Origin of the sequence: Luteolibacter sp. Y139 (assembly GCF_038066715.1) — a bacterium.
GTDB lineage: Bacteria > Verrucomicrobiota > Verrucomicrobiia > Verrucomicrobiales > Akkermansiaceae > Haloferula > Haloferula soli.
In genome coordinates, this window is the sequence record NZ_JBBUKT010000005.1 from 279,644 (window position 1) to 299,195 (window position 19,552).

At 62.4% G+C, this 19,552-nt stretch carries 17 protein-coding genes; 9 read left to right on the forward strand and 8 right to left on the reverse strand.

Features of this window, described 5'->3' with window-relative positions:
• Window position 1 precedes the first annotated feature (1 nt).
• From WKV53_RS14950 to WKV53_RS14960, 3 genes are all read left to right on the forward strand, one after another.
• On the forward strand, window positions 2-1,669 hold the full coding sequence (locus WKV53_RS14950; RefSeq protein ID WP_341405573.1) for an arylsulfatase: 1,668 nt from the start codon (window positions 2-4) through the stop codon (window positions 1,667-1,669).
• A 12-nt stretch (window positions 1,670-1,681) separates the two neighbouring features.
• Window positions 1,682-3,085: a sulfatase family protein gene (locus WKV53_RS14955; RefSeq protein ID WP_341405574.1), complete on the forward strand. Its 1,404-nt coding sequence runs from the start codon at window positions 1,682-1,684 to the stop codon at window positions 3,083-3,085.
• 261 nt (window positions 3,086-3,346) lie between these two features.
• Window positions 3,347-4,753, forward strand: coding sequence for a sulfatase family protein (locus tag WKV53_RS14960; RefSeq protein ID WP_341405575.1), 1,407 nt, complete (start codon window positions 3,347-3,349; stop codon window positions 4,751-4,753).
• An 81-nt stretch (window positions 4,754-4,834) separates the two neighbouring features.
• Here the strand turns inward: WKV53_RS14960 and WKV53_RS14965 are convergent, their stop codons facing one another.
• Window positions 4,835-5,779, reverse strand: coding sequence for a proteasome assembly chaperone family protein (locus tag WKV53_RS14965; RefSeq protein ID WP_341405576.1), 945 nt, complete (start codon window positions 5,777-5,779; stop codon window positions 4,835-4,837).
• 87 nt (window positions 5,780-5,866) lie between these two features.
• On the opposite strand from WKV53_RS14965, the gene WKV53_RS14970 reads away from it, so the two are divergent.
• Entirely contained in the window at window positions 5,867-6,829 is a 963-nt protein-coding gene (locus WKV53_RS14970) for a hypothetical protein (protein ID WP_341405577.1), read from the forward strand.
• 38 nt (window positions 6,830-6,867) lie between these two features.
• Here the strand turns inward: WKV53_RS14970 and WKV53_RS14975 are convergent, their stop codons facing one another.
• From WKV53_RS14975 to WKV53_RS14985, 3 genes are read right to left on the reverse strand one after another with little or no spacing between them, the layout of a single operon-like run.
• Entirely contained in the window at window positions 6,868-7,764 is an 897-nt protein-coding gene (locus WKV53_RS14975) for a tyrosine recombinase XerC (protein ID WP_341405578.1), read from the reverse strand.
• Window positions 7,757-8,023 (reverse strand): hypothetical protein, encoded by a 267-nt coding sequence (locus WKV53_RS14980; protein ID WP_341405579.1) that lies wholly within the window; start codon window positions 8,021-8,023, stop codon window positions 7,757-7,759. Before WKV53_RS14980 ends, WKV53_RS14975 begins: the two co-directional genes overlap by 8 nt.
• Window positions 8,020-8,445, reverse strand: coding sequence for a Fur family transcriptional regulator (locus WKV53_RS14985; RefSeq protein ID WP_341405580.1), 426 nt, complete (start codon window positions 8,443-8,445; stop codon window positions 8,020-8,022). Before WKV53_RS14985 ends, WKV53_RS14980 begins: the two co-directional genes overlap by 4 nt.
• A gap of 798 nt (window positions 8,446-9,243) precedes the next feature.
• On the opposite strand from WKV53_RS14985, the gene WKV53_RS28725 reads away from it, so the two are divergent.
• The gene (locus WKV53_RS28725; RefSeq protein ID WP_375341834.1) at window positions 9,244-9,468 is read left to right on the forward strand and encodes a hypothetical protein; all 225 of its coding nucleotides are present in this window, start codon (window positions 9,244-9,246) and stop codon (window positions 9,466-9,468) included.
• A 227-nt stretch (window positions 9,469-9,695) separates the two neighbouring features.
• On the opposite strand, the gene ruvB is transcribed toward WKV53_RS28725, so the two are convergent.
• Window positions 9,696-10,721, reverse strand: a complete 1,026-nt coding sequence (ruvB, locus tag WKV53_RS14995) for a Holliday junction branch migration DNA helicase RuvB (protein WP_341405582.1) — start codon at window positions 10,719-10,721, stop codon at window positions 9,696-9,698.
• Window positions 10,722-10,827: 106 nt separating this feature from the next.
• Here ruvB and WKV53_RS15000 point away from each other — a divergent pair, with 106 nt between their 5' ends.
• The 3 genes from WKV53_RS15000 to WKV53_RS15010 all read left to right on the forward strand — a co-directional run bounded on the left by WKV53_RS15000 (window position 10,828) and on the right by WKV53_RS15010 (window position 15,227).
• A complete protein-coding gene (locus WKV53_RS15000; RefSeq protein WP_341405583.1) occupies window positions 10,828-11,712 on the forward strand; it encodes a hypothetical protein in 885 nt (294 codons plus the stop codon).
• A gap of 205 nt (window positions 11,713-11,917) precedes the next feature.
• Complete coding sequence (locus WKV53_RS15005) at window positions 11,918-14,359, forward strand: heavy metal translocating P-type ATPase metal-binding domain-containing protein (RefSeq protein WP_341405584.1); 2,442 nt, start codon at window positions 11,918-11,920, stop codon at window positions 14,357-14,359.
• A complete protein-coding gene (locus WKV53_RS15010) occupies window positions 14,319-15,227 on the forward strand; it encodes a helix-turn-helix domain-containing protein (protein ID WP_341405585.1) in 909 nt (302 codons plus the stop codon). Before WKV53_RS15005 ends, WKV53_RS15010 begins: the two co-directional genes overlap by 41 nt.
• A 28-nt stretch (window positions 15,228-15,255) precedes the next feature.
• Here WKV53_RS15010 and WKV53_RS15015 read toward each other — a convergent pair whose 3' ends face one another.
• A complete protein-coding gene (locus tag WKV53_RS15015; RefSeq protein ID WP_341405586.1) occupies window positions 15,256-15,717 on the reverse strand; it encodes a hypothetical protein in 462 nt (153 codons plus the stop codon).
• Window positions 15,718-15,874: 157 nt separating this feature from the next.
• Between WKV53_RS15015 and WKV53_RS15020 the strand changes: the two genes are divergently transcribed.
• Window positions 15,875-17,401, forward strand: coding sequence for a leucine-rich repeat domain-containing protein (locus WKV53_RS15020; protein WP_341405587.1), 1,527 nt, complete (start codon window positions 15,875-15,877; stop codon window positions 17,399-17,401).
• 16 nt (window positions 17,402-17,417) lie between these two features.
• Here the strand turns inward: WKV53_RS15020 and WKV53_RS15025 are convergent, their stop codons facing one another.
• Entirely contained in the window at window positions 17,418-17,885 is a 468-nt protein-coding gene (locus WKV53_RS15025) for a hypothetical protein (RefSeq protein ID WP_341405588.1), read from the reverse strand.
• A gap of 56 nt (window positions 17,886-17,941) precedes the next feature.
• The gene (locus WKV53_RS15030; RefSeq protein ID WP_341405589.1) at window positions 17,942-19,546 is read right to left on the reverse strand and encodes a hypothetical protein; all 1,605 of its coding nucleotides are present in this window, start codon (window positions 19,544-19,546) and stop codon (window positions 17,942-17,944) included.
• Window positions 19,547-19,552: the final 6 nt, after the last annotated feature.

Sequence of the window (19,552 nt, forward strand, 5' to 3'; positions counted from 1 at the left end):
GATGAAATCCGCACTCCTGCTTTCCTGCCTGCTCGCGACGCCGCTTCTCACAAGCGCGGCGGAGAAGAAGCCGAACGTGATCCTCATCATGGTGGATGACATGGGCTACTCCGATATCCGCCCGTGGGGCGGCGAGATCGATACGCCGAACCTGGACTCGCTAGCGAAGAGCGGACTGCGCTTCACGCAGTTCTACAATTCGGCGCGCTGCTGCCCTACCCGGGCGACGCTGATGACCGGCCTGCATCCGCATGAGGTGGGGATCGGCCACATGACGGGCGAAGAGAAGGACGATGACAAGAACGTGCCGCCTGCGTACGCCGGGAACATCAATGACTCGTGCGTGACGCTGGCGCAGGTGGCGAAGAGCGCGGGCTACGCGACCTTCATGACGGGCAAGTGGCACCTGGCGGGGAAGGACCAGGGGGATTGGCCGCTGCAGCGTGGGTTTGATCGATACTATGGGTGCATCGCTGGAGCGACTCACTATTTCCATCCTTCCGGGCCGCGCGGGATGTTCGATGGGAACACGCCGGACAAGGATCCGAAGAGCACGAGTGCGGATCGTCCTTTCTACACGACGGATGCGTTCGCGGATCATGCGCGGCAGTTCATCGATGAGCTGGAAGCGGGGCCGGACAAGGAGAAGCCTTTCTTCCTGTATCTCGCCTTCAATGCGCCGCATTGGCCGCACCATGCGCCGGATCAGGAGCTGGAGAAATACAAGGGCAAGTATGCGATGGGCTGGGACAAGCTGCGCGAGCAGCGGTTCGCGCGGCAGAAGGAGTCAGGCCTGATTCCCGCTTCGTGGCAGCTTTCACCGCGCGATGCCGAGGTGCCGGCGTGGGATTCGCTCGATGAGAAGCAGCAGAAGGAATGCGCCGACCGGATGTCCGCCTATGCGGGGATGATCGATCGCGTGGACCAGAAGATCGGCGACCTGATCGGCACGCTGAAGAAGCACAATGCCTACGACAACACGCTGATCCTGTTCCTTTCGGACAACGGTGCGTGTGCGGAGCTCTCGGTGCTGGGCAAGGGTGATCCGGTGAAGGATCGCGAGGCGGGCAGCGAGTGGACCACGCCGAGCTATGGCAAGTGCTGGGCGAATGCCTCGGCGACGCCCTACCGGATGTATAAGCACTTCGCGCATGAGGGTGGTGCGAATACGGATTTCATCGCGCATTGGCCTGCTCGTATTAAAGGCGGTCGGGATTGGTTCCGCGAGCCGGCGCAGTTGATCGATATCATGGCGACGGTGTGCGATGTGACGGGTGCGACGTATCCGAAGGAGTTCAAGGGGCACGCGATCCTGCCTGCGGATGGGATCTCGCTGACGCCGGCTTTCGATGGGAAGCCGCTGGCGCGCAAGGGGCCGATCTTCATCGAGCATGAGAACAATGCCTTCGTCCGTGATGGCGAGTGGAAGCTGGTGGGCAAGGGTGTCTCGCTGCCGCGTGGCTTGCAGAAGGACAAGTGGGAGCTTTACCACCTCAGCGTGGATGGGACGGAGCTGAAGGATCTGGCGAAGGAGCAGCCGGAGCGGGTGGCCACCATGTCGTCCGAGTGGGAGACTTGGGCAGCGCGCGCGCATGTTTATCCGAAGCCGAGACCGGGCGGTGCAGGCGGTGGTGCCGGTGCGAAGAAGCAGCAGAAACAGGAGGACTAACTTAAATTTGCCGTGAAACCTTGGATCACTCTATTGGCCGCCGTCTTGTTTTCGCCGCTGCTGCGTGCCGCGGAGAAGCCTAACATCCTCGTCATCCTCGCGGACGATTGCACGTATAGCGATCTCGCGATCAATGGCGGGCAGAATGCGAAGACGCCGAACATCGATGCCTTCGCGAAGCAGGGCACGCTGTTCGAGCGGGCGTATGTGGGCATGGCGATGTGTTCGCCGTGCCGCTCGGAATTCTACACCGGCCGGTTGCCGCTGCGGAATGGTTGTGCGTGGAACCAGACGGCGAGCCGTCCGGGGACGAAGAGCGTGACGCATTACCTCGGCGATCTCGGGTATCGCGTGGGACTTGCGGGGAAGCATCATATCAAGCCGAAGGGCGTGTATGGCTTCGAGGATGTCCCGGGCTATGATGAGAACTGCGTGCACGATCCGACGGATCCGCACGATATTTCCGGGGCGCGCAATTTCATCACGCGGGATGACAAGCAGCCTTTCTGCCTCTTCGTGGCGCTGGTGGAGCCGCATGCGCCGTGGGTGATGGGCGATCCTTCCGCCTATCCGCCGAAGTCGCTGAAGCTGCCGCCGTATCTGGCGGACACGCCGATGACGCGGCAGAGCTTTGGCAAGTATCTCGCGGAGATCACCTACATGGACAACCAAGTGGGTGAGCTGCTGGCGATGCTGGACAAGACCGGCAAGGCGAAGGACACGCTGGTGGTTTTCACGAGCGAGCAGGGCGCGCAGTTCCCGGGGTGCAAGTGGACGAACTATGATAGCGGGCTGCATACCTCGATCGTGGCGCGTTGGCCGGGCGTGGTGGCTGCGGGTCGTAGGACTCCGGCGCTGGTGCAGTATGCGGACATGCTGCCGACCTTCATCGACCTGGCGGGTGGCAAGGTGGACCCGAATGTGTTCGATGGGACGAGCTTCGCGGCGGTGCTGCGCGGGGAGAAGGATGCACACCGGGAGTTCGCGTATGGAATGCACAACAATTACCCGGAAGGCCCGCCGTATCCGATCCGCTCGATCAGCGATGGGGAGTGGCGTTATATTCGCAATCTCACGCCGGAGCGGATGTACATCGAGAAGCATCTGATGGGGCGGACGGAGCACAATCCGTATTGGGGTTCGTGGGTGTTCACGGCGACGGAGAATCCGCGGCACCTGATGCTGGTGGAGCGCTTCACGCATCGGCCGGCGGAGGAGCTTTATCACACGGCGCAGGATCGGTTTGAGATGAAGAATCTCGCCGATGATCCGGCGGCGACGGCGATCAAGGCGCGGCTTTCCGGGGAGCTGGATCGCTTGCTGAAGGACCAGCTGGATCCGGGGGTGAAGCTGGATACGCCTGAGGCTTTTCAGGCGGCGGAGGATCTGAAGCCGGCGTTTCCGGGGAAGCCGTGATGATGGGGAGTGTTTCGCAGCATGGCTGATGGCTTCGGAAGAATTTCAACCACGGATTACGCGGATGGCACGGATAGGAAACAAGAGGCTGGTGGATCGCCGTGGAGGGGATGCTGCCGATCTCAGGCGTGTGCTTGTTGCTCCGTCGATCCTAGCCATGCCCGCCCTCGATCAGTTCATCCCTCTTCTTTCGCTACAATCCATGCCATCGGTGGTCAATCCTCTTCGTATTCCGACTTCAATCGAACCCCGGTCCTTATCATGACCACTTCTTCGCGTCCATTTGCGTTCATTCGCGGTTTCTTCTGCTTCCTATTCGCGGTCTGTGTTGCTCACGCGAAGCCGAACTTCGTGTTGATCATGGCGGATGATTGTACGTGGAATGACATGGAGATCCACGGCGGGCAGGCGAAGACGCCGAACCTGAAGAAGCTGGCGGGAGAGGGGATGAATTTCGAGCGGTGCTTCCAGAGTTCGCCGACTTGCTCGCCGACGCGGCACAATCTTTACACGGGAATTTATCCGGTGAAGTCGGGGGCGTATCCGAACCACACGATGGCTTATGACCATGTGAAGAGCATCGCCACTTACTTGCAGGCGGGTGGTTATCGGACGGCGCTTTCCGGGAAGACGCACATCGAGCCGAAGTCGGTGTTCCCGTTTGAATACTCGGCGGGAGCGGATGGGGAGCCGGATGTGGCGAAGATCTCGAGCTTCTTCGGCGAGTGCAAGGAGCAGAAGAAGCCGTTCCTGCTGATTGCCGCGTCGCATCAGCCGCATTCGCCGCACAACAAGGGCGATGCGAGCGCGTATCCACCGGGGAAGATCAAGCTGAGCCCGATCCAGGCGGACACGCCGATCACGCGGCAGGTGCTATCGAGATACTTTGCGGAGATCACCTATTTCGACTCGCAGGTGGGGCAGGTGCTGGCGGCACTGGATGAGAAGGGGCTGCGCGATGATACCGTGGTGGTGGTGCTGAGTGAGCAGGGGTATGACCTGCCTTTCGCGAAGTGGACTTGCTATGACACGGGGCTGCACAGCGCGTGCGTGGTACGCTGGCCGGGGCAGGTGAAGCCGGCGTCGACGAGCCGGGCGATCGTGGAGTATACGGACATCGTGCCGACTTTCCTGGAGGCGGCGGGCCTGCCGCGGCCGGAGGTGCTGGATGGGAAGTCGTTCCTGCCGGTGCTGTTGGGCAAGGAGGAGAAGTTTCGCGAGTTCACGTATTCGCAGGAGACTTCGAAGGGGATCATCCGGGGGCCTGAGCACTACGGGATCCGTAGTATTCGTGGTGAGCGGTATCGCTACATCCGGAACCTGACGCCGGAGGTGACGTTCAAGAATGCGGTGACGCCCGGGAGGGTGTTCCAGAGCTGGATCAAGAAGGGGGAGAATGGCGACGCGCATGCGGCGAAGCTGGTGAATGATTTCCAGCATCGGCCGGCGGAGGAGCTTTACGATTGTGATACGGATCCTTGGAACCGGAACAATCTGATCGGGGATGAGTCGTTGAAGCCGGTGGTGGCGGATTTGAAGCAGCGGCTGGATGCGTGGATGAAGTCGCAGGGGGATCAGGGGGAGGCCACGGAGGAGAAGGCGCTGACGCGGATGCCGAAGAAGGTGAAGGGCGGGGAGAATGAAAATGAGGAGGATGATGGGGAGTGATATTTAGAAGGGGGACAAGAGTGTCTCCTCCTCATTGACGCTGCGCGTCGCGTCGACCGGAGGTCGACACCCCTTAGGGGCTTATGCTCCGCCGGGGCTTTTGAAAAGGTCGAGGAAGCGGTCTTCGTATTCGCGGAAGACTTTCAGTCGATCGAGTTCTTGCTTGAGGAAGTAGGCGCGGGTGCGGTCTTGTTTGGCTTCGGCGAAGAGTTGATCGAGGTGCTGGCGGTCTTCGGCGTTTAGCTTTGGCTTCTTCTTCTCGTCGTCGTCTTCGTCGGGTTGAGGAACGGCGGATTCGGTGCTGCCTTCGACTTGATGGATGGCTTGCTCGATGCGGGTGAGGAAGGTCTCGAGCTTCTTCTCCACATCCTGGGCGTGGGATTCGAGTTCGGTGAGGTCGATCTTGATGCCGGCGAGGGTGGCGAAGAATTCCAGCACGGAGAGCGAGGCTTTCGGGTAGGGGAGTTGGGAGAAGAGCTGGGGCATCTCGCCGAGGAGGCAGCCGCCTTGCATGCCTTGTTCGGCGGCGACGCCGAGGAGGACGCCATTGAGGCCATTGATCTGGCCGCCTTCCAGGACGGTGAGGTCGAGGTCCTTGAAACGGGCGAGAGTGCCGCGGTCGATGGCGGCGCCGAAGACGCGGCCGTGATCGCCGGGTCGCATGGGGGTGGCCATGGCGGCGAAGGTGAAGACGCGGGTGACGCCCAGCGGCACCACGAGGTCGATGAGCTGGTGGCAGATCAGGGCGCTCTTCGCGGTGGGCTGGGCTTCGCCGATGAAGACGATGAGGTCATGGTGGTGCTGCGGGTCCTTCCAGAGAAAGAGGCGGCTGCGGGGGAGCGGCGCGACTTGGATGAGGCCGTCTTTCACGTCCACGTGATCCACCTCGAAGAGATCGCGGGCGGGAAGCTCTTCCCAGAGGTGCATGCCGAGCTTCGCCATGAGATAATAGCCGGCCCCCATCGCCACCGTGCCCATGCCGGGCCACACGGCGACCAGCCACGGGTCGTGAAGTCTTTCCCCCATGGGCCATCATCGTCTGAGTAGTGCTAGCCGTCAAATGACGCCGCGAGCTTGACGCCGACATGTGTGTTTCCTCCTATCTTTCCCGCCATGATCCAGCCTCAGACATCCACTGCCATGACGCGGCGAAACTGCCTCGCCACGTTGGGAGCCGGATCGCTGGGGATAATGCTTTCCGGCGCCGCGCGGGCGGAGGAGAGCAAGGGGAAGTGGGATGAAAAGAGCATGGCCGACTACACGCAGCGGCTTTTCGATTGGCTGAAGGCGAACTTCGAAAGGCGGGCCGCCACGTTGCAAAGCATCGGCGGCAAGGAGTTCAAGCTGGAGTATGATTACCTGGCTCCATCGGAAGACAAAAAGCGGCAGCGAACCTTTGAGCGCTATGCGGAGGGGCGTCTTTCGGGGAAGGACACCGAGGAGCATGTGACGGCATGCCTGGCTGACTACGAACGGGTGCGGCAGGCGCTCGCCGCAGCGGAGGCGGTGGCTTCCACCGCGTGGAAGAACGAAGGAGGCGAGGAGGCTGCAAAGGAGGGGCGCATTTATGACTCCACGATTACCGCGGCCCGGCTGACGGTGGTGCTGGATTCCAGTCCGAGCATGAAGCCATATCTGGAGGCACTGAGAAAAGAGATCACCCGCGATTTCGCCGCAGCCTACTTCGTGGAGGTGGATGGGTGCCAGCTTACTCGGACGGCGGTGGTTCCGTGGTTCTTCGCCGCGCCGGTGCAGGGAGTGAATCCCTTCACGCCGGAGCGCCACATTCCGAAGATCCCTTCCTTTGAAGAGCAGCCTCACTCGACTTTCATCCGCTGGACCCGGGACGCGCCCGCGGCGCTGAGTTGCATGGTGGATCTGATGAAGACGGATGCCATCTATTGGTTCTGCGACTTCGATGATCCGGATCGGCAGGATGTCATCGTCGAGTTCGGCAAGAAGCTGCTGGCGCAGAAGGCGAAGCTGTATGCGCACACGCTGGACAAGAAGGTGCCGACGCTTCTGGCCACGCTTGCAGAGCGATCGGGTGGGCAGGTGGTGCGGAAGAAGATCTAGCGTGGCGTGCGGCGATCGTGGAGACCGCGTCGTTTCTCTCAGCCTTTGGCCCTCGGGTGGGCCTGGTCGTAGGCGGTGCGCAGACGCTCCTTGGTGACGTGGGTGTAGATCTGCGTGGTGGAGAGGGAAGCGTGGCCGAGGAGGCTCTGGACCGAGCGGAGGTCGGCGCCGGCGTCTAACAGGTGGGTGGCGAAGCTGTGGCGGAGCTTGTGCGGGGAGACCTTGAAGGGGATGGAGCTGAGCTTGAGGTATTTCTTCAGCAGGAGATCGATCGCCTGTTGGGTGAGGCGGGTGCGGTTCTTGCCGAGGAAGAGCGGGCCATTCGTCACGGCGGCTTCGCGTTGGTAGCGCTGGAGGGCGGACAAGGCGGGGCCGCCGATGGGGACGATGCGTTCCTTGGAGCCCTTGCCCATGACGCGGCAGCTTTCGCCGAGGAAATCGATGTCCTTCACATCGAGGCCGCGGAGCTCGGAGATGCGGAGGCCGCAGGAGTAGAAGAGCTCCAGGATGGCGGCATCGCGCAGGGGCATCCAGGGTTTGGTGAGCTTGGTCACAGGGACCTGTAGAGGGAGTGCGAGGAGTTCATCGATCTGCGCGACGGTGAGCACCACGGGCAGCTTCTTTTCCGGTTTCGGGAGCTGGACTTCGACGACGGGGCTCTTGGCGAAGCCGCGGCGGTGGACGAGGAACTTGTAGAAGGAGCGGATGGCGGCGAAGCGGAGGCGGATGGTGGCCTTCGAGAGGCCGGCCTTCATCATCTCGAAGAGCCAGCGGCGGAAATCATCAGGCTGGAGTTCACGCCAGCTGGTGAAGGCTTCGCCGCGCCACTCGCGGCAGGAGGCCATGGCGAGCCGGTAGTTTTCCAACGTGCGCGGCGAGGCACTGCGCTCGACTTCCATGAACTTCAGGAAGTCGCTCTCCAGCGAGTCATCCATGGTGGGCGGGATCGCTGCCGGCGGGATCGCTCTCCAGCTTCCGTGCCTTTCGCGAGCGGAGGAAGGCGGTGACCATGAGGCCGACGCCGATGACGAGCATGATCGCGGTGATGGCCATGCCGAGATACACCATCTGGAGCTCCGATTCCTGGGACTTGCCGATCAGGTGGCGGGCGCCTTCAAGCCGCTGGAGCACAATGAAGATCATCACGCTCGCCGAGGCGAAGAGGGTGAGGGCGGTGCGGACGAGGCGATTCATGCGCAAGCGGGGCAGGTGCCGAAGAATTCGAGCTCGTGATAGAGATTCTTGAAGCCGGTCTTGCGGCGGATCTCGTCTTCCAGCTCATGGACGGGGCAGGGGGCCTTCACGGCCTCGATGCTGCCGCACTCGGTGCAGATCAGGTAGTCGGCGTGGCGGCCGGGGATGAGCAGGGTGAAATAGGCGGCGCGCTCGTGGAGGCCGAGGCGGCGGGCGATGCCCTTTTCCGCGAGCCGCTGGAGGAGGCGGAAGACGGTCGCCTTGTCGCACTGGTCGTGCATGCGCGGTGAGGCGGCGAGCTCGCCGAGGGTCATCGGGCGCTGGGACTCGAGCAGGGTGGTGATGAGTTCTTCCAATGCCTTCGTCCGCCGGAGCCCGGCGGCGCGGCATCGGTCAATAGTCTGGGCGACAAGGTCGGACATCCGGGGGGGAGGCTAGAACGGGATGCGGGGGAGGGAAAGGGCTGATTATTGGGGGCTGGGAGAGGGTTTTGAGGCTGTCCCGCGGCGGGAAGTGGCTTTGTGCCATGGTGGTCCGCACTCTCCGAGTGCGGGAGAAGCAGTTCTGGCGGCGTTTAGAGACTCTGTGCTTACAACCAGCAAGGGCTGGATGGATTCTCGGGATGGGGACGGCGAGCGAGGTGGCTTCGACCGCACTCGGAGAGTGCGGACCACGATGGGCTTGCAGTGGAGGCAGCCATGGGATTGGGAAGCAGTTCTGGCGCGTATTGGGCAGCTTGTGATAGTTCCAGCAGTCTCGTTTCCTCCTGCGCCAGCGCCTGCATGGACTTCCACTTTTATGATCCTTCAGTCCCCGTGGCCGTCACGAGGGGACACCTGCCGCATTGGGAACAAGCAGGCGCGACCTACTTCATCACTTGGCGGACGGCGGACTCCATTCCGAAGAACACATGGGTCCGTTGGCGGTGGCAGCGCTCACGTTGGCTGCGAGAACATGGGATCAATCCGGACGCCTCTGATTGGAGGAGGCAGGTCGAGGCTCTTTCAGAGGAGCAGCAAAAGGATTTCCGGCGCTTCTCGAAAGACTTGGAAGCGGAGCTCGATTCCTGCCAAGGGAGTTGCCCGTTTCGCGATCCGGGGTGCGCCTTGATTGTGTCGGAAGCGCTGCGTCGCTTCGACGGAGAACGCTACCTGCTCGGAGACTTTGTCGTTATGCCGAATCACATTCACCTGCTGGTGGGTGGAATTCCGCGGAATCAGATGCTCTTGCAGGTCGAGTCGTGGAAACGTTGGACGAGCACTCGGATTAACAAGCACTTGGGTCGGTGTGGTCGTTTTTGGCAGGATGAGAGTTTCGATCACCTGGTGCGCAGCGAGGCTGCGTTTTTGAGGCTGAAGCGATACATCGCCGAGAATCCGAAAAAGCTGCGACACGGAGAATATCTGCATTGGGTGAGGCCCGCTTTGCCGGAGGGCGATGCGTGAGCTAGCGCGGAGGGATTCGGAGGCCCTTTGCCAAAGCAGTCTGCTGGGGAGTGGTTTGGGTGGTGCTTTGAGGGTCTGCGCTCACGAGCAGCAAGGGACTGCCCGATGCCTGGGATATCAACGGCTTCCGAGGTGGCTTCGACCGCACTCGGAGAGTGCGGACCACTATGGTTGCCGGCTCCGACCGAAGAGGTTTCCGTCTGCCTTGAGGTCGCTTCAAGGCAACCTTACAGCAGCATCCCTTGGCCATCTGTGGGTGGTGGCATTTTCGCGCCGATCTTGGTGTAGGCGGCGGGGAGGGCGACGCGGCCGCGGGGGGTGCGCTGGAGGTAGCCCTGGAGGATGAGGAAGGGCTCGTGGACTTCCTCGATGGTGGCGGCGTCTTCGCCGACGGCGACGGCGAGGGAGCCGACGCCGACGGGGCCGCCGTTGAACTTGTAGATGAGCGCTTCGAGGATGCGCTTGTCCATTTCATCGAGGCCCTGGGCGTCGATCTCGATCATGGCGAGGGCGGAGTCGGCGATGGGGCCGGTGATGGTGCCATCGCTCTTCACCTGGGCGTAGTCGCGGACCCAGCGGAGGAGGGCATTCGCGACGCGCGGGGTGCCGCGGGAGCGGGCGGCGATTTCCATGGAGCCCTCGTTTTTCACAGGGATATCCAAGAGGCCGGCGGAGCGCTCGATGATCTGGGCGAGTTCCTCCTGCGTGTAGTAGTCGAGGCGGTTCACGAGGCCGAAGCGCGAGCGCAGCGGGGCGGTGAGCATGCCGGAGCGGGTGGTGGCGCCGACGAGGGTGAAGCGCGGGAGATTCAGCTGGATGGAGCGGGCGGATGGGCCGGAGTCGATGATGATATCGAGGCGGAAATCCTCCATGGCGGGATAGAGGTATTCCTCGATCGCGGGGTGGAGGCGATGGATCTCATCGATGAAGAGGACGTCGCCCTTTTGCAGGTTCGTGAGCACGCCGGCGAGGTCACCGGCTTTCTCGATCTGCGGGCCGGAGGTGACGTGGAGCTGGGAGCCGGTGGCGCGGGCGATGATATTGGCGAGGGTGGTCTTGCCGAGGCCGGGCGGGCCGGAGAGGAGGACGTGATCGAGCACATCGCCGCGTTGGCGGGCGGCTTCGACCATGAGGAGGAGGCGGTCCTTCACCTTTTCCTGCCCGATGAATTCGGAAAACACGGGCGGCCGCAGGGAGACATCGAAGGACGAGGTCGGGGCGGTGGTGGTCTGCTGGTAGAAATTCTCGCTCATCCGGCGGGGTGATGAGACCATGAGGGAGGTCGGATGAACACCTTTTTTGTGGCCTTGGTAGCTCGGGCTGGAATGCGGGGCTTTCCCGTGGTTTCCTCCGCCGCCGATGGCCGAAGCGACTGCCGCGATCCGAACTCTCTCCGCCGCAGAGTGGCAGGAGCGGGCGGCGGGGCATCGTGCGCGGGCGGGGCGGTGGACGGGGCCGGCGCTGAGGCGGCGGGCGGCGCGGAAGGCGCATCCGGTGGAGGATTTCCTGTTCAGCTACTATCCGTTTTCGTTCGCGAAGCTGGAGGAGTGGCATCCTGAGGTGGGCATCGCGCTGGAGGAATCGGTGAAGTTGCCGGGGTGCTGGCAGAAGTCGCCGTATCGTTTGCAGGATGGGGTGGTGTTTGCGGATGCGGGGTTGTTAGAGGCGAAGGAGCTGGCGCGCTTGCGGTGGACGCGGGAGCTGCTGGTGGCGACGCGGGATCGTGCGCCAAACTTCGCGTGCCACGGGCTGCATGAGTGGGCGATGGTGTATCGCGGGGCGGATGTGCGGCATGCGCTGACGACGAAGCTGCGGCTGCCGCAGGGGGAGATCGATGCGCTGGTGGAGTCGCGGCCGATCCGGTGTTCTCACTTCGATGCGTTCCGGTTTTTCCATGTGGAGGCGCTTCCGTTGAATCGCTTGCAGCCGACGCTGATGGAGCGGCCTGCCTTCGAGCAGCCGGGGTGCGTGCATGCGAACATGGATCTCTACAAGTGGGCTTTCAAATCGATGCCGTGGGTGGGATCGGACCTTTTGATGGATTGTTTCGAGCAGGCGATGGAGTTGCGGGATTTGGACATGCGGGCGAGTCCTTATGACTTGAGTGCGTATGGGTTGGAGTCGGTGAGGATTGAGACGGCTGAGGGGAGAAGAGAGTATGAGAGGGAGCAGGCGAGGCTGGCGGAGAAGGCGGTGCTTTTGCGGGGGAGGTTGATTGGGGTTTTGGAGAGGGTTTTGGGGTAGGGGTTGGCAAGCTGCTTGGCACTCCAAGGCGTTGAGGAGGGACTGCACTTTTGTCGTCCCGTGCTTGAAGGGGGGACAAGAGTTTCCCCCTCCTCAGGCTCGCGTCGACCGGAGGTCGACACCCCTTAAGTGCTCCGCATTTCATGCGGCGTTTGAGGCAATCCATGCGTGGTGGGGAATCTCCGGGCCGGGCAGAGTTCTGGTGATGAGCACCGGGGCCTGCGTCTGCGAGCACTGCGGCACTGCTTTCACGCCGAGTCGCTCGCGTGTGGAAGCTGGGGCGCGGGAGGAGCGCTTTTGCTGCCGGGGTTGTGAATTCGTGGCGGCGCTGATTCATGAGCAGGGTTTCGATCGCTACTATGATCTGAAGCAGGATGCGGCGACGGCGCCGGTGCGGAGCAGGCCGTTTGAGGAGCATGATTTCGGGTGGCTGGGGCCGCTGGTTGCGGCGGCGGAAAGCGGGTCTAACAATGGCACTGCGGCCGAGCTGGATTGTGCGGTGGAGGGGATTTCGTGCATTGGGTGCGTGTGGCTGATCGACCGGCTTTTCGAGCGGCATGCCGGGGCGATCCGGGCGGCGGCGAATCCGGCGAATGGGCGGCTTCATCTGGAGTGGCAGCGTGGGGCTTGCGATGTGACTGCGTATCTGAAGGAGCTGGCGACTTTCGGCTATGTGGCTGCGCCGGTGGTTGCGGGTAGTAGGGAATCCTCGCCGGAACGTCGCGGGCTGGCGGGGCGGATGGGGCTGTGCGGTGCGTTTGCGTTGAATGCGATGGGTTTCTCGCTGCCGACTTATCTCGGGATGCCGGCGGACTTTGAGTTTGCGGGGTTGTTCCGGCTGATCGCTTTCACGTCGGCGACGCTGGCGATGCTGGTGGGTGGCGGGTATTTCGTGAGTCGTGCGTGGAGGGCGCTGAAGGTGGGTGCGCTGCACATCGACCTGCCGATCGCGCTGGGTCTGATCGCGGCCTATCTGGGGTCGATTGCTGGCTGGGTGGTGGGGCAGGAGAAGCTGCTGTACTTCGACTTCGTCGCGACGTTCGTGTTCCTGATGCTGGTGGGTCGCTATGTTCAGACGGCGGCGGTGGAGAAGAACCGGTTGCGGCTGGTGCGGCGCTCGCCATTGCCGGAGGCTGTTAGGTCGGGAGACAAGATGGTGGCGATCGGGGAGCTGGAGCCGGGGACTGCGTTTGAGCTTGAGCCGGGGAAGGCGCTGCCGGTTTCGGCCTGCCTGAGCGATGGGATGGCGGAGGTATCGCTGGAGTGGATCCATGGGGAGGCGGATCCGGTGACGGTGTTGCCGGGTGCACGATTGCCAGCGGGTGCGATTTTGTTAGGGCGGCAGGCGGTGACGGTTACGGCCGATGAGACGTGGGCGGATTCGCTGATTTCGAAGCTGATCGCGGATGCGACGGGAGATCGTGGTTCGCCGGTGTTCCAGCGGCTGCTGAGGATTTATCTGGGTGTCGTCCTGGTGATTGGCGTCGCAGTCTTCGCCGTGTGGGCGATGGGCGGCGACGTGAGCACCGGCCTGCAGGCGATGATTTCGGTGTTTGTGGTTTCCTGTCCGTGTGCGCTGGGGGTGGCGGTGCCACTGGCGGATGAATGGGCGGCGGCGAGGCTGTCGCGTGGTGGTGCCTTCGTTCGCCGCGCGAGCTTGTGGCCGCGGTTGCGGAGGGTGAAGCATGTGATCTTCGACAAGACGGGGACGCTGACCCTGGAGCGGCCTTTGTTAGAAAATCCCGGTGCGGTGGATGCGCTGGATGATCACGCCGCGCTGGCGCTGGCACGGCTGACGCGTGGGTCGCTGCATCCGGTTTCGCGGACGCTGTTAGAATCGCTGGGGAATCGCGGGCAGCGCTTGCTGGAAGTGCTCGGCCCGATCGAAGTGGAAGAGATTCCCGGGCAAGGTGTCCGACTCGGGGCGGAGGATGGCGAGTGGTTTCTGGGCAAGGGCGAGCAGGGGACCGAACTGCGGCACGATGGCGTGCTGGTCGCCGCCTTTACCTTTCGCGATTCGCTGCGGCCGGGTGCTGCGGAAGCGCTGCGGCATCTGGAAAAGCGCGGTCTTTCCATTCACATCCTCTCGGGCGATTCGCCGCTGAAGGTGACCCGGCTGGCGCACGCGCTGGGCATTCCCTACGATCAGGCGCTGGGCGGGCTGAGCCCGGAGGAAAAGTGCCGGCGAGTGAAGGCGCTGGACCGGCAGGACACGCTCTATGTGGGCGATGGCGCGAATGATTCGCTGGCCTTCGATGTCGCCTTCGTCACCGGCACGCCGGTGGTGGATCGCAGCCTGCTGGAGTCGAAGGCAGACTTCTATGCGCTGGGCTCAGGGCTGGCGTATCTGGCGGAGGCTTTCGCGGCTGCGGATGGGCGCGCGCGGGGTGTGCGGCGCGCTTTTGCCTTCGCGCTTTCCTACAATCTCGCCGTGGTGGCGCTGTCGGCCACGGCTCACATGAGTCCGCTGCTTGCGGCGGTGTTGATGCCGCTGAGTTCTGTCGTTTCCATCCTCTTGGTTGCGTCGGGCAAAATGCAAAGAGTTGAACTCTCAAAACCCACTGACTATGGTCGCCATGTTATCCCAAAAGAAGTCCGCACCCGCCATGAGCCACGCGACCAAGCAGTTCGAAGCCACTCTGCATGAGCGGCTGAAGCAGTCCGACCTTTTCAAGGTGTATCAGGACGCTTTCCGGACGGCCACGGGCCTGCCGCTGCGACTCGTGGGCGCGAATCCCGAGGAGTGGTGCCTGGATGACCAGTCGATCAATCGCAGCCCTTTCTGCGAGGTGCTGAACCTGTGCAAGAGCGCGTGCCATGCGTGCATCGATACGAACCGGCGGTTGATCGAGGAGGCGAGTGTGAAGGGGCCATCGAGCTGTCATTGTTTCGCGGGGCTGACGGCTTCGGCGGTGCCGGTGAAGCTGGGTGCCTCGGTGGTGGGGTATTTGAAGACCGGCCAGGTGTTTTCGCGGACGCCATCGGAAGACGACTTTACGCAGGTGCTCGGGAGCATCGGTCGCAAGACGATGGACGAGCAGACGAAGAAGACGCTGCATGAGGCGTATTTCCAGACGCGCTCGGTGGAGCCGGAGCGGTATTCGAGCATGATCACGCTGCTGCACAGCTTCGCCGAGCAGCTCAGTCATCATGCAGAGTCGCTGGCGATCATCGAGGAGGGCAGCGAGCCGGCGGCGATTGCGAAGGCGCGGCGGTATATCCATGCGCATCTGGATGAATCGCTGCCGCTGGGTGCGGTGGCGCATGAGGCCGGGCTGAGCGAGTCGCACTTCTGCCGGCTCTTCAAGGAGGCGACCGGGCTGACGCTGACGGACTATGTAAACCGTTGCCGCGTGGAGGCTGCGAAGCGCGAATTACTGAAGCCGGAGAAGCGGGTTTCGGAGATCGCGTTTGAAGTGGGGTATCAGTCGCTGTCGCAGTTCAACCGGAGCTTCGCGAGGATCGTGGGGACATCGCCGACGCTGTGGCGGAAGGAGAAGTTCGCGGAGGTGTGAGGTAGGGTGGGCTGCCCCGCGCCCTCCATCACACCTCAATCCTCACGCTCCGCCTTTTCGCTCGCCAGAGGAGCAGGGCGAGCCAGAGCAATGCGGTGAAGGACAGGATCATCCAATAGGGGATGAAGATGCGGGTGGCCCCTGCCTCGAGTTTGGCAGTGGCGGTCCAGCTTTCCTTGACGGTGAAAGGTGGGTTCGGCGCGGCTTCCTTTGGCTTGGTGCCTCCGGGAGGAATCTCGCTGCGGATGAACAGCGGTGGAGGGAAAGTCTCCATCCGGTAGAATACGCTCGTATTCATGGAGCCGTGCCGGGTTCCGAGATACGTGGTGATCTTCGCCATGGCGATGCCGCCATTCATGTGGCTTACGCCATATCCGCGGTGGTTGAAGAAGCGATTGAGAAAATACGAGTCGTGCCACGCCCAGCAGATGAATCCCATCACGAGCAATCCCGACCAGAAGATGATGGAGCGGTGGAGGGCCAATTTCATGGGGCGATAGGAGGATGGTGGCTCCCCGGAAAAAGGAAAGGATGCTCTGGGAGGTCACGCTCATCCGGTCCTTCCATTCATTTCACGGAAAAGTCCTCGTAACTTCGCGGCAAGTTCATTTCTTTTCTGCGTAGTAAAACCCGGTCCCTCCAATTCCATGCGCGCACACTCCCTGTTCCGCCCGTTTGTTTTCATCGCTGCTTGTTTGGCGGTGATCGGTTCGGCCCTTGCCCAGACCTTCGGGAATTTTTCCTACGGCACCGATGGCACCTCGATCACGATCATCGGTCATACCAATGTGGCGGTGAATCCGCTGGTGATCCCGGCGGAGATCAATGGCCTGCCGGTGCGCTCGATTCTCAGGCTCGGGGCGTCGCCCAACTCGAACCTGGCCCTGCGGCAGAGTGTGACGAGCGTGGTGATCCCCGAGGGCGTGACGAGCATGGGTGCATCGGTGTTCGCGAATTTCACGTCGCTGACGTCGGTCACGCTGCCGAATTCGCTGACGAGCCTGGGTGATAGTGCTTTCTCGGGCTGCACTTCCCTTACTTCCGCGACTTTCGGGAATGGGGTGACGTCGCTGACGAAGACCTTCGAGGGGTGTACCAGTCTGGTCACGGTGGACCTGCCGGACCCATTGGTGACCCTGACTTCCACGTTCTCGGATTGCAGTAGTCTCACGTCGATCCAGATCCCGGCGAGCGTCACCACGATCTACCGTGCCTTCAAGGACTGCACCCATCTGGGCAGCGTGCAACTGCCGGCCAGCATGACTGCACTCGGGCAGGCTGCCTTCATGGGCTGTGCCAGTCTTCAGAGCGTGGGCTTCCCCGCCGGGCTCGTCTCGATCGGGGAGCAGGCGTTCCAGGGATGCACGGGACTGGCTTCCGTGGCTTTACCGCCATCCCTGATAACGGTCGGTCCCAATGCCTTTGAAGGCTGCACGGGATTGGCCTCGGTGAACTTCTCTTCTTCGCTTGCCACGATTAGCAGCAATGCCTTCAGCGGCTGCTCCGGGCTCACTTCATTGAGCTTTCCTCCTTCCCTGAAGACGATCGAAGGCGGTGCTTTCTATGCTTGCACCGGTCTGACCAGCCTGACGGTGCCCGATACGGTCGAGACCATCGGCGATAGCGCTTTCTGGGGTTGCACGGGCCTGACCTCGGTGAGCCTGCCGTCCCGGTTCCTGGCTTCCATCGCGAATCTCGGCCTGGATCACGAACCGCAACTCGCCACGGACTTGCTGATCACGGGTCTTGCCAAGGAACTCACGAATAGCCCGGACTTCATTTCGAAGCTGGCTGACGCGATCATCGCGAAGAGCGGGCACTACGGACTCTCGACGCAGGCGGATATCACGACGGTGGTGAACCAGACGCCGCAGACCGTGCGGGATGTGCTGGCGGAGGTGGGTGCGGAGGCACCGGTCGCTCCGGGAATCACCAGCGATCTCGGAACGCTGACGGTGAAGAAGGGGAAGCCGGTGGAGTATGCGGTGACGACTACCTTTGGTGCGACGGCTTTCGCGGCGATTGGGTTGCCGGATGGCGTGGTGATTGATGCGGCGACGGGTGCGATCTCGGGTAAGGCGAAGAAGCCCGGAACTTACAACGTCTTCCTCCACGCGGGTGTTCCCGGTGGTGGTGCGGTGAGCGCGGTGAAGGTAATTGCGGTGACGAACTGAGTTCCTGACAGCTGGATCACACCTTGATCCTGGTGCTTCGTCTTTTGGCCCGCCAGAGGAGCAGGGCGAGCCAAAGAAGTGCGATGAAGGACAGGATGAGCCAATAGGGGATGAAGATGCGGGTGGATCCGGACTCGCTTTTGGCCGTAATGGTCCAGCTCTCCTTGACGGTGAAAGGTGGGTGGAGGTCCGGCACTGCCGCCTTTGGCCTGGTTCCACCGGGAGGAACCTCGCTGCGGATGAACAGCGGTGGAGGGAAGGTCTCCATCCGGTAAAACGTGCTCGTATTCATGCTGCCGTGCCGTGTCCCGAAATAGGTCGTGATCTTCGCCATGGCGATGCCGCCATTCATGTGGCTGATGCCATATCCGCGGTGGTTGGCGAAGCGGTTGAGGAAATACGAGTCGTGCCAGGCCCAGCAGACGAACCCCACGGCCAGCAAGCCGGACCAGAAGATCATCGAACGGTGGAGGGCCAATTTCATGCGGCGAGAAGAGCGTTGGTCGTGCGGAGATGAAGTGATTCGAAATCACGCGCCATTCACTCCGTCCCGATCTGATGGATGGTCATCCCGTCGATGGCGAAGGAGATGCCTTCCGAGTGGAAGGTGGCGTAGAGGTCTTCCACGGCGGGGTCGACGGGTGCGCGCATGAGGGTGCGGCCGTTGAGGACGATCTCGGCGATATTGCCGGAGCGGATCAGGGTGAGGTCGTGGACGCGGCGCTTGACCTCGTGTGACTTGGGATCTTTGGCCCAGATCATCTTCTTGAAGGAATCGAACTCCTCGACGGACATGGAGGGCAGGTTCGGCGACATTTCCACCCATGAGTAGCAGGGGCCGATGCCGACTCCGACCTCCTGCCGGTCATCTTCCGGGAAGCGCATGATCTGGAGGTAGAGGACGGAGCGGTCGAGATACGCGGAACCGGGGTGGGCTGCGGCCTGGGACTTCATCTGCCGGTCCATGAGGGCGAAGTAGAGGAAGTTATTCCGCTGCGGGGCGGGCTTTCCGTACTCGCGGAAGGAGAAGCGGACGTGCCACACCATGTCCCGCACGGCACCGGGTGGGGCGAAGGACTGGCGGTCGAATTTGCCGGGTGGGACTTCTTCGAGGTAGCGTCCGGCCCTTGCCTTGTCGAAGTTGAAGAAGTCGGTCTTGGCCTGCCAGCGTGGGACGAATTTCTCGCACTTCGCGAGCAGGTCGGGGCCTTGGAGTTTCATCACGTCCGGCAGCAGCGAGCCGTGGTCATCCGTGATGCTCCACTGGATCCACTGGTCTGCCATGGCCGGTAGTAGAGCGGGAGTATTGAGGCCTTCGTTCTCGCGATTGGCGCGGGCGAAGAGGCGGTAGTCGCCGGTGGCGAGGCCGAGTTCGCGGATGCCTTCACGATAGAAGCGCGGGATTTCCTTCTCATGCTCCTTGCCTTTCCCGGGAGGTGCGGGGAAGGAATTCATGACGCGGGTGTTCAGTTCCTTCGCCATCTTAATGTCGCCGTGGTCGAGGGCGATCAAGGAGCCGAAGTGATAGAGGACGGTGCCGGCGGGCATGCCGCGATTCATGGCGGCGCGCAGGGCTGTTTCCGAGAGGTCGTGATCGCCGGCTGTCCACGCGACTGCGGCGACCATGAGGTCGCGGTCCCATGGGCCGCGAGGGGTGAGGTGGAGCGCTGCTACTTCCAGCCGGCGGGAGTTGACGGTGAAGGTGCCGATCTTCCCGGGCTCGAAGGATAGCTTCTTCCGCTCGCCCTTTGGCGTGACGAAGGTCATTTCCCGCTTTCCCTGGTCATCCGGCTCCCAGGGCTCGAGGCGGTGCCATACCTCGCGACCATTCAGCGCGGTCACCCGCCAGCCGACTCCCACGCCTGCTTGCGCCGCCGGTGTGCCAGCGGTGACTCCGGTGATGATCGAGGAAAACGCAGGCACCGGTGATGCTTCCACCTTCGCGGGATCGATGCGGTCCTGATCGAGCGCGGCGACTTCTTTCACGTAGTCTTCCTTCGACATCCGCAGCTCGAAGGAGAAGCCCGGGACGAGCGCGGGATCGGCGGCGAGGGCAGGCCCCGACTGCATGGCGCTGGAGAGAAGCAGCGCGATCCTGAAGGCGATCGTGCTGGGTTTGGCCCGGCGGTCCGAGGGGAACTTCATCCCGGC

Coding starts and splice junctions, on each gene's coding strand:
- WKV53_RS15015 (WP_341405586.1), bottom strand. CDS start 15,717: ATGAAATTGGCCCTCCACCGCTCCATCATCTTCTGGTCGGGATTGCTC.
- ruvB (WP_341405582.1), bottom strand. CDS start 10,721: ATGAGCGAGAATTTCTACCAGCAGACCACCACCGCCCCGACCTCGTCC.
- WKV53_RS15025 (WP_341405588.1), bottom strand. CDS start 17,885: ATGAAATTGGCCCTCCACCGTTCGATGATCTTCTGGTCCGGCTTGCTG.
- WKV53_RS15010 (WP_341405585.1), top strand. CDS start 14,319: ATGAGCCACGCGACCAAGCAGTTCGAAGCCACTCTGCATGAGCGGCTG.
- WKV53_RS28725 (WP_375341834.1), top strand. CDS start 9,244: ATGCTCTTGCAGGTCGAGTCGTGGAAACGTTGGACGAGCACTCGGATT.
- WKV53_RS15030 (WP_341405589.1), bottom strand. CDS start 19,546: ATGAAGTTCCCCTCGGACCGCCGGGCCAAACCCAGCACGATCGCCTTC.
- WKV53_RS14985 (WP_341405580.1), bottom strand. CDS start 8,445: ATGTCCGACCTTGTCGCCCAGACTATTGACCGATGCCGCGCCGCCGGG.
- WKV53_RS15000 (WP_341405583.1), top strand. CDS start 10,828: ATGGCCGAAGCGACTGCCGCGATCCGAACTCTCTCCGCCGCAGAGTGG.
- WKV53_RS14980 (WP_341405579.1), bottom strand. CDS start 8,023: ATGAATCGCCTCGTCCGCACCGCCCTCACCCTCTTCGCCTCGGCGAGC.
- WKV53_RS14965 (WP_341405576.1), bottom strand. CDS start 5,779: ATGGGGGAAAGACTTCACGACCCGTGGCTGGTCGCCGTGTGGCCCGGC.
- WKV53_RS14950 (WP_341405573.1), top strand. CDS start 2: ATGAAATCCGCACTCCTGCTTTCCTGCCTGCTCGCGACGCCGCTTCTC.
- WKV53_RS15020 (WP_341405587.1), top strand. CDS start 15,875: ATGCGCGCACACTCCCTGTTCCGCCCGTTTGTTTTCATCGCTGCTTGT.
- WKV53_RS14975 (WP_341405578.1), bottom strand. CDS start 7,764: ATGGATGACTCGCTGGAGAGCGACTTCCTGAAGTTCATGGAAGTCGAG.
- WKV53_RS14970 (WP_341405577.1), top strand. CDS start 5,867: ATGATCCAGCCTCAGACATCCACTGCCATGACGCGGCGAAACTGCCTC.
- WKV53_RS15005 (WP_341405584.1), top strand. CDS start 11,918: ATGAGCACCGGGGCCTGCGTCTGCGAGCACTGCGGCACTGCTTTCACG.
- WKV53_RS14960 (WP_341405575.1), top strand. CDS start 3,347: ATGACCACTTCTTCGCGTCCATTTGCGTTCATTCGCGGTTTCTTCTGC.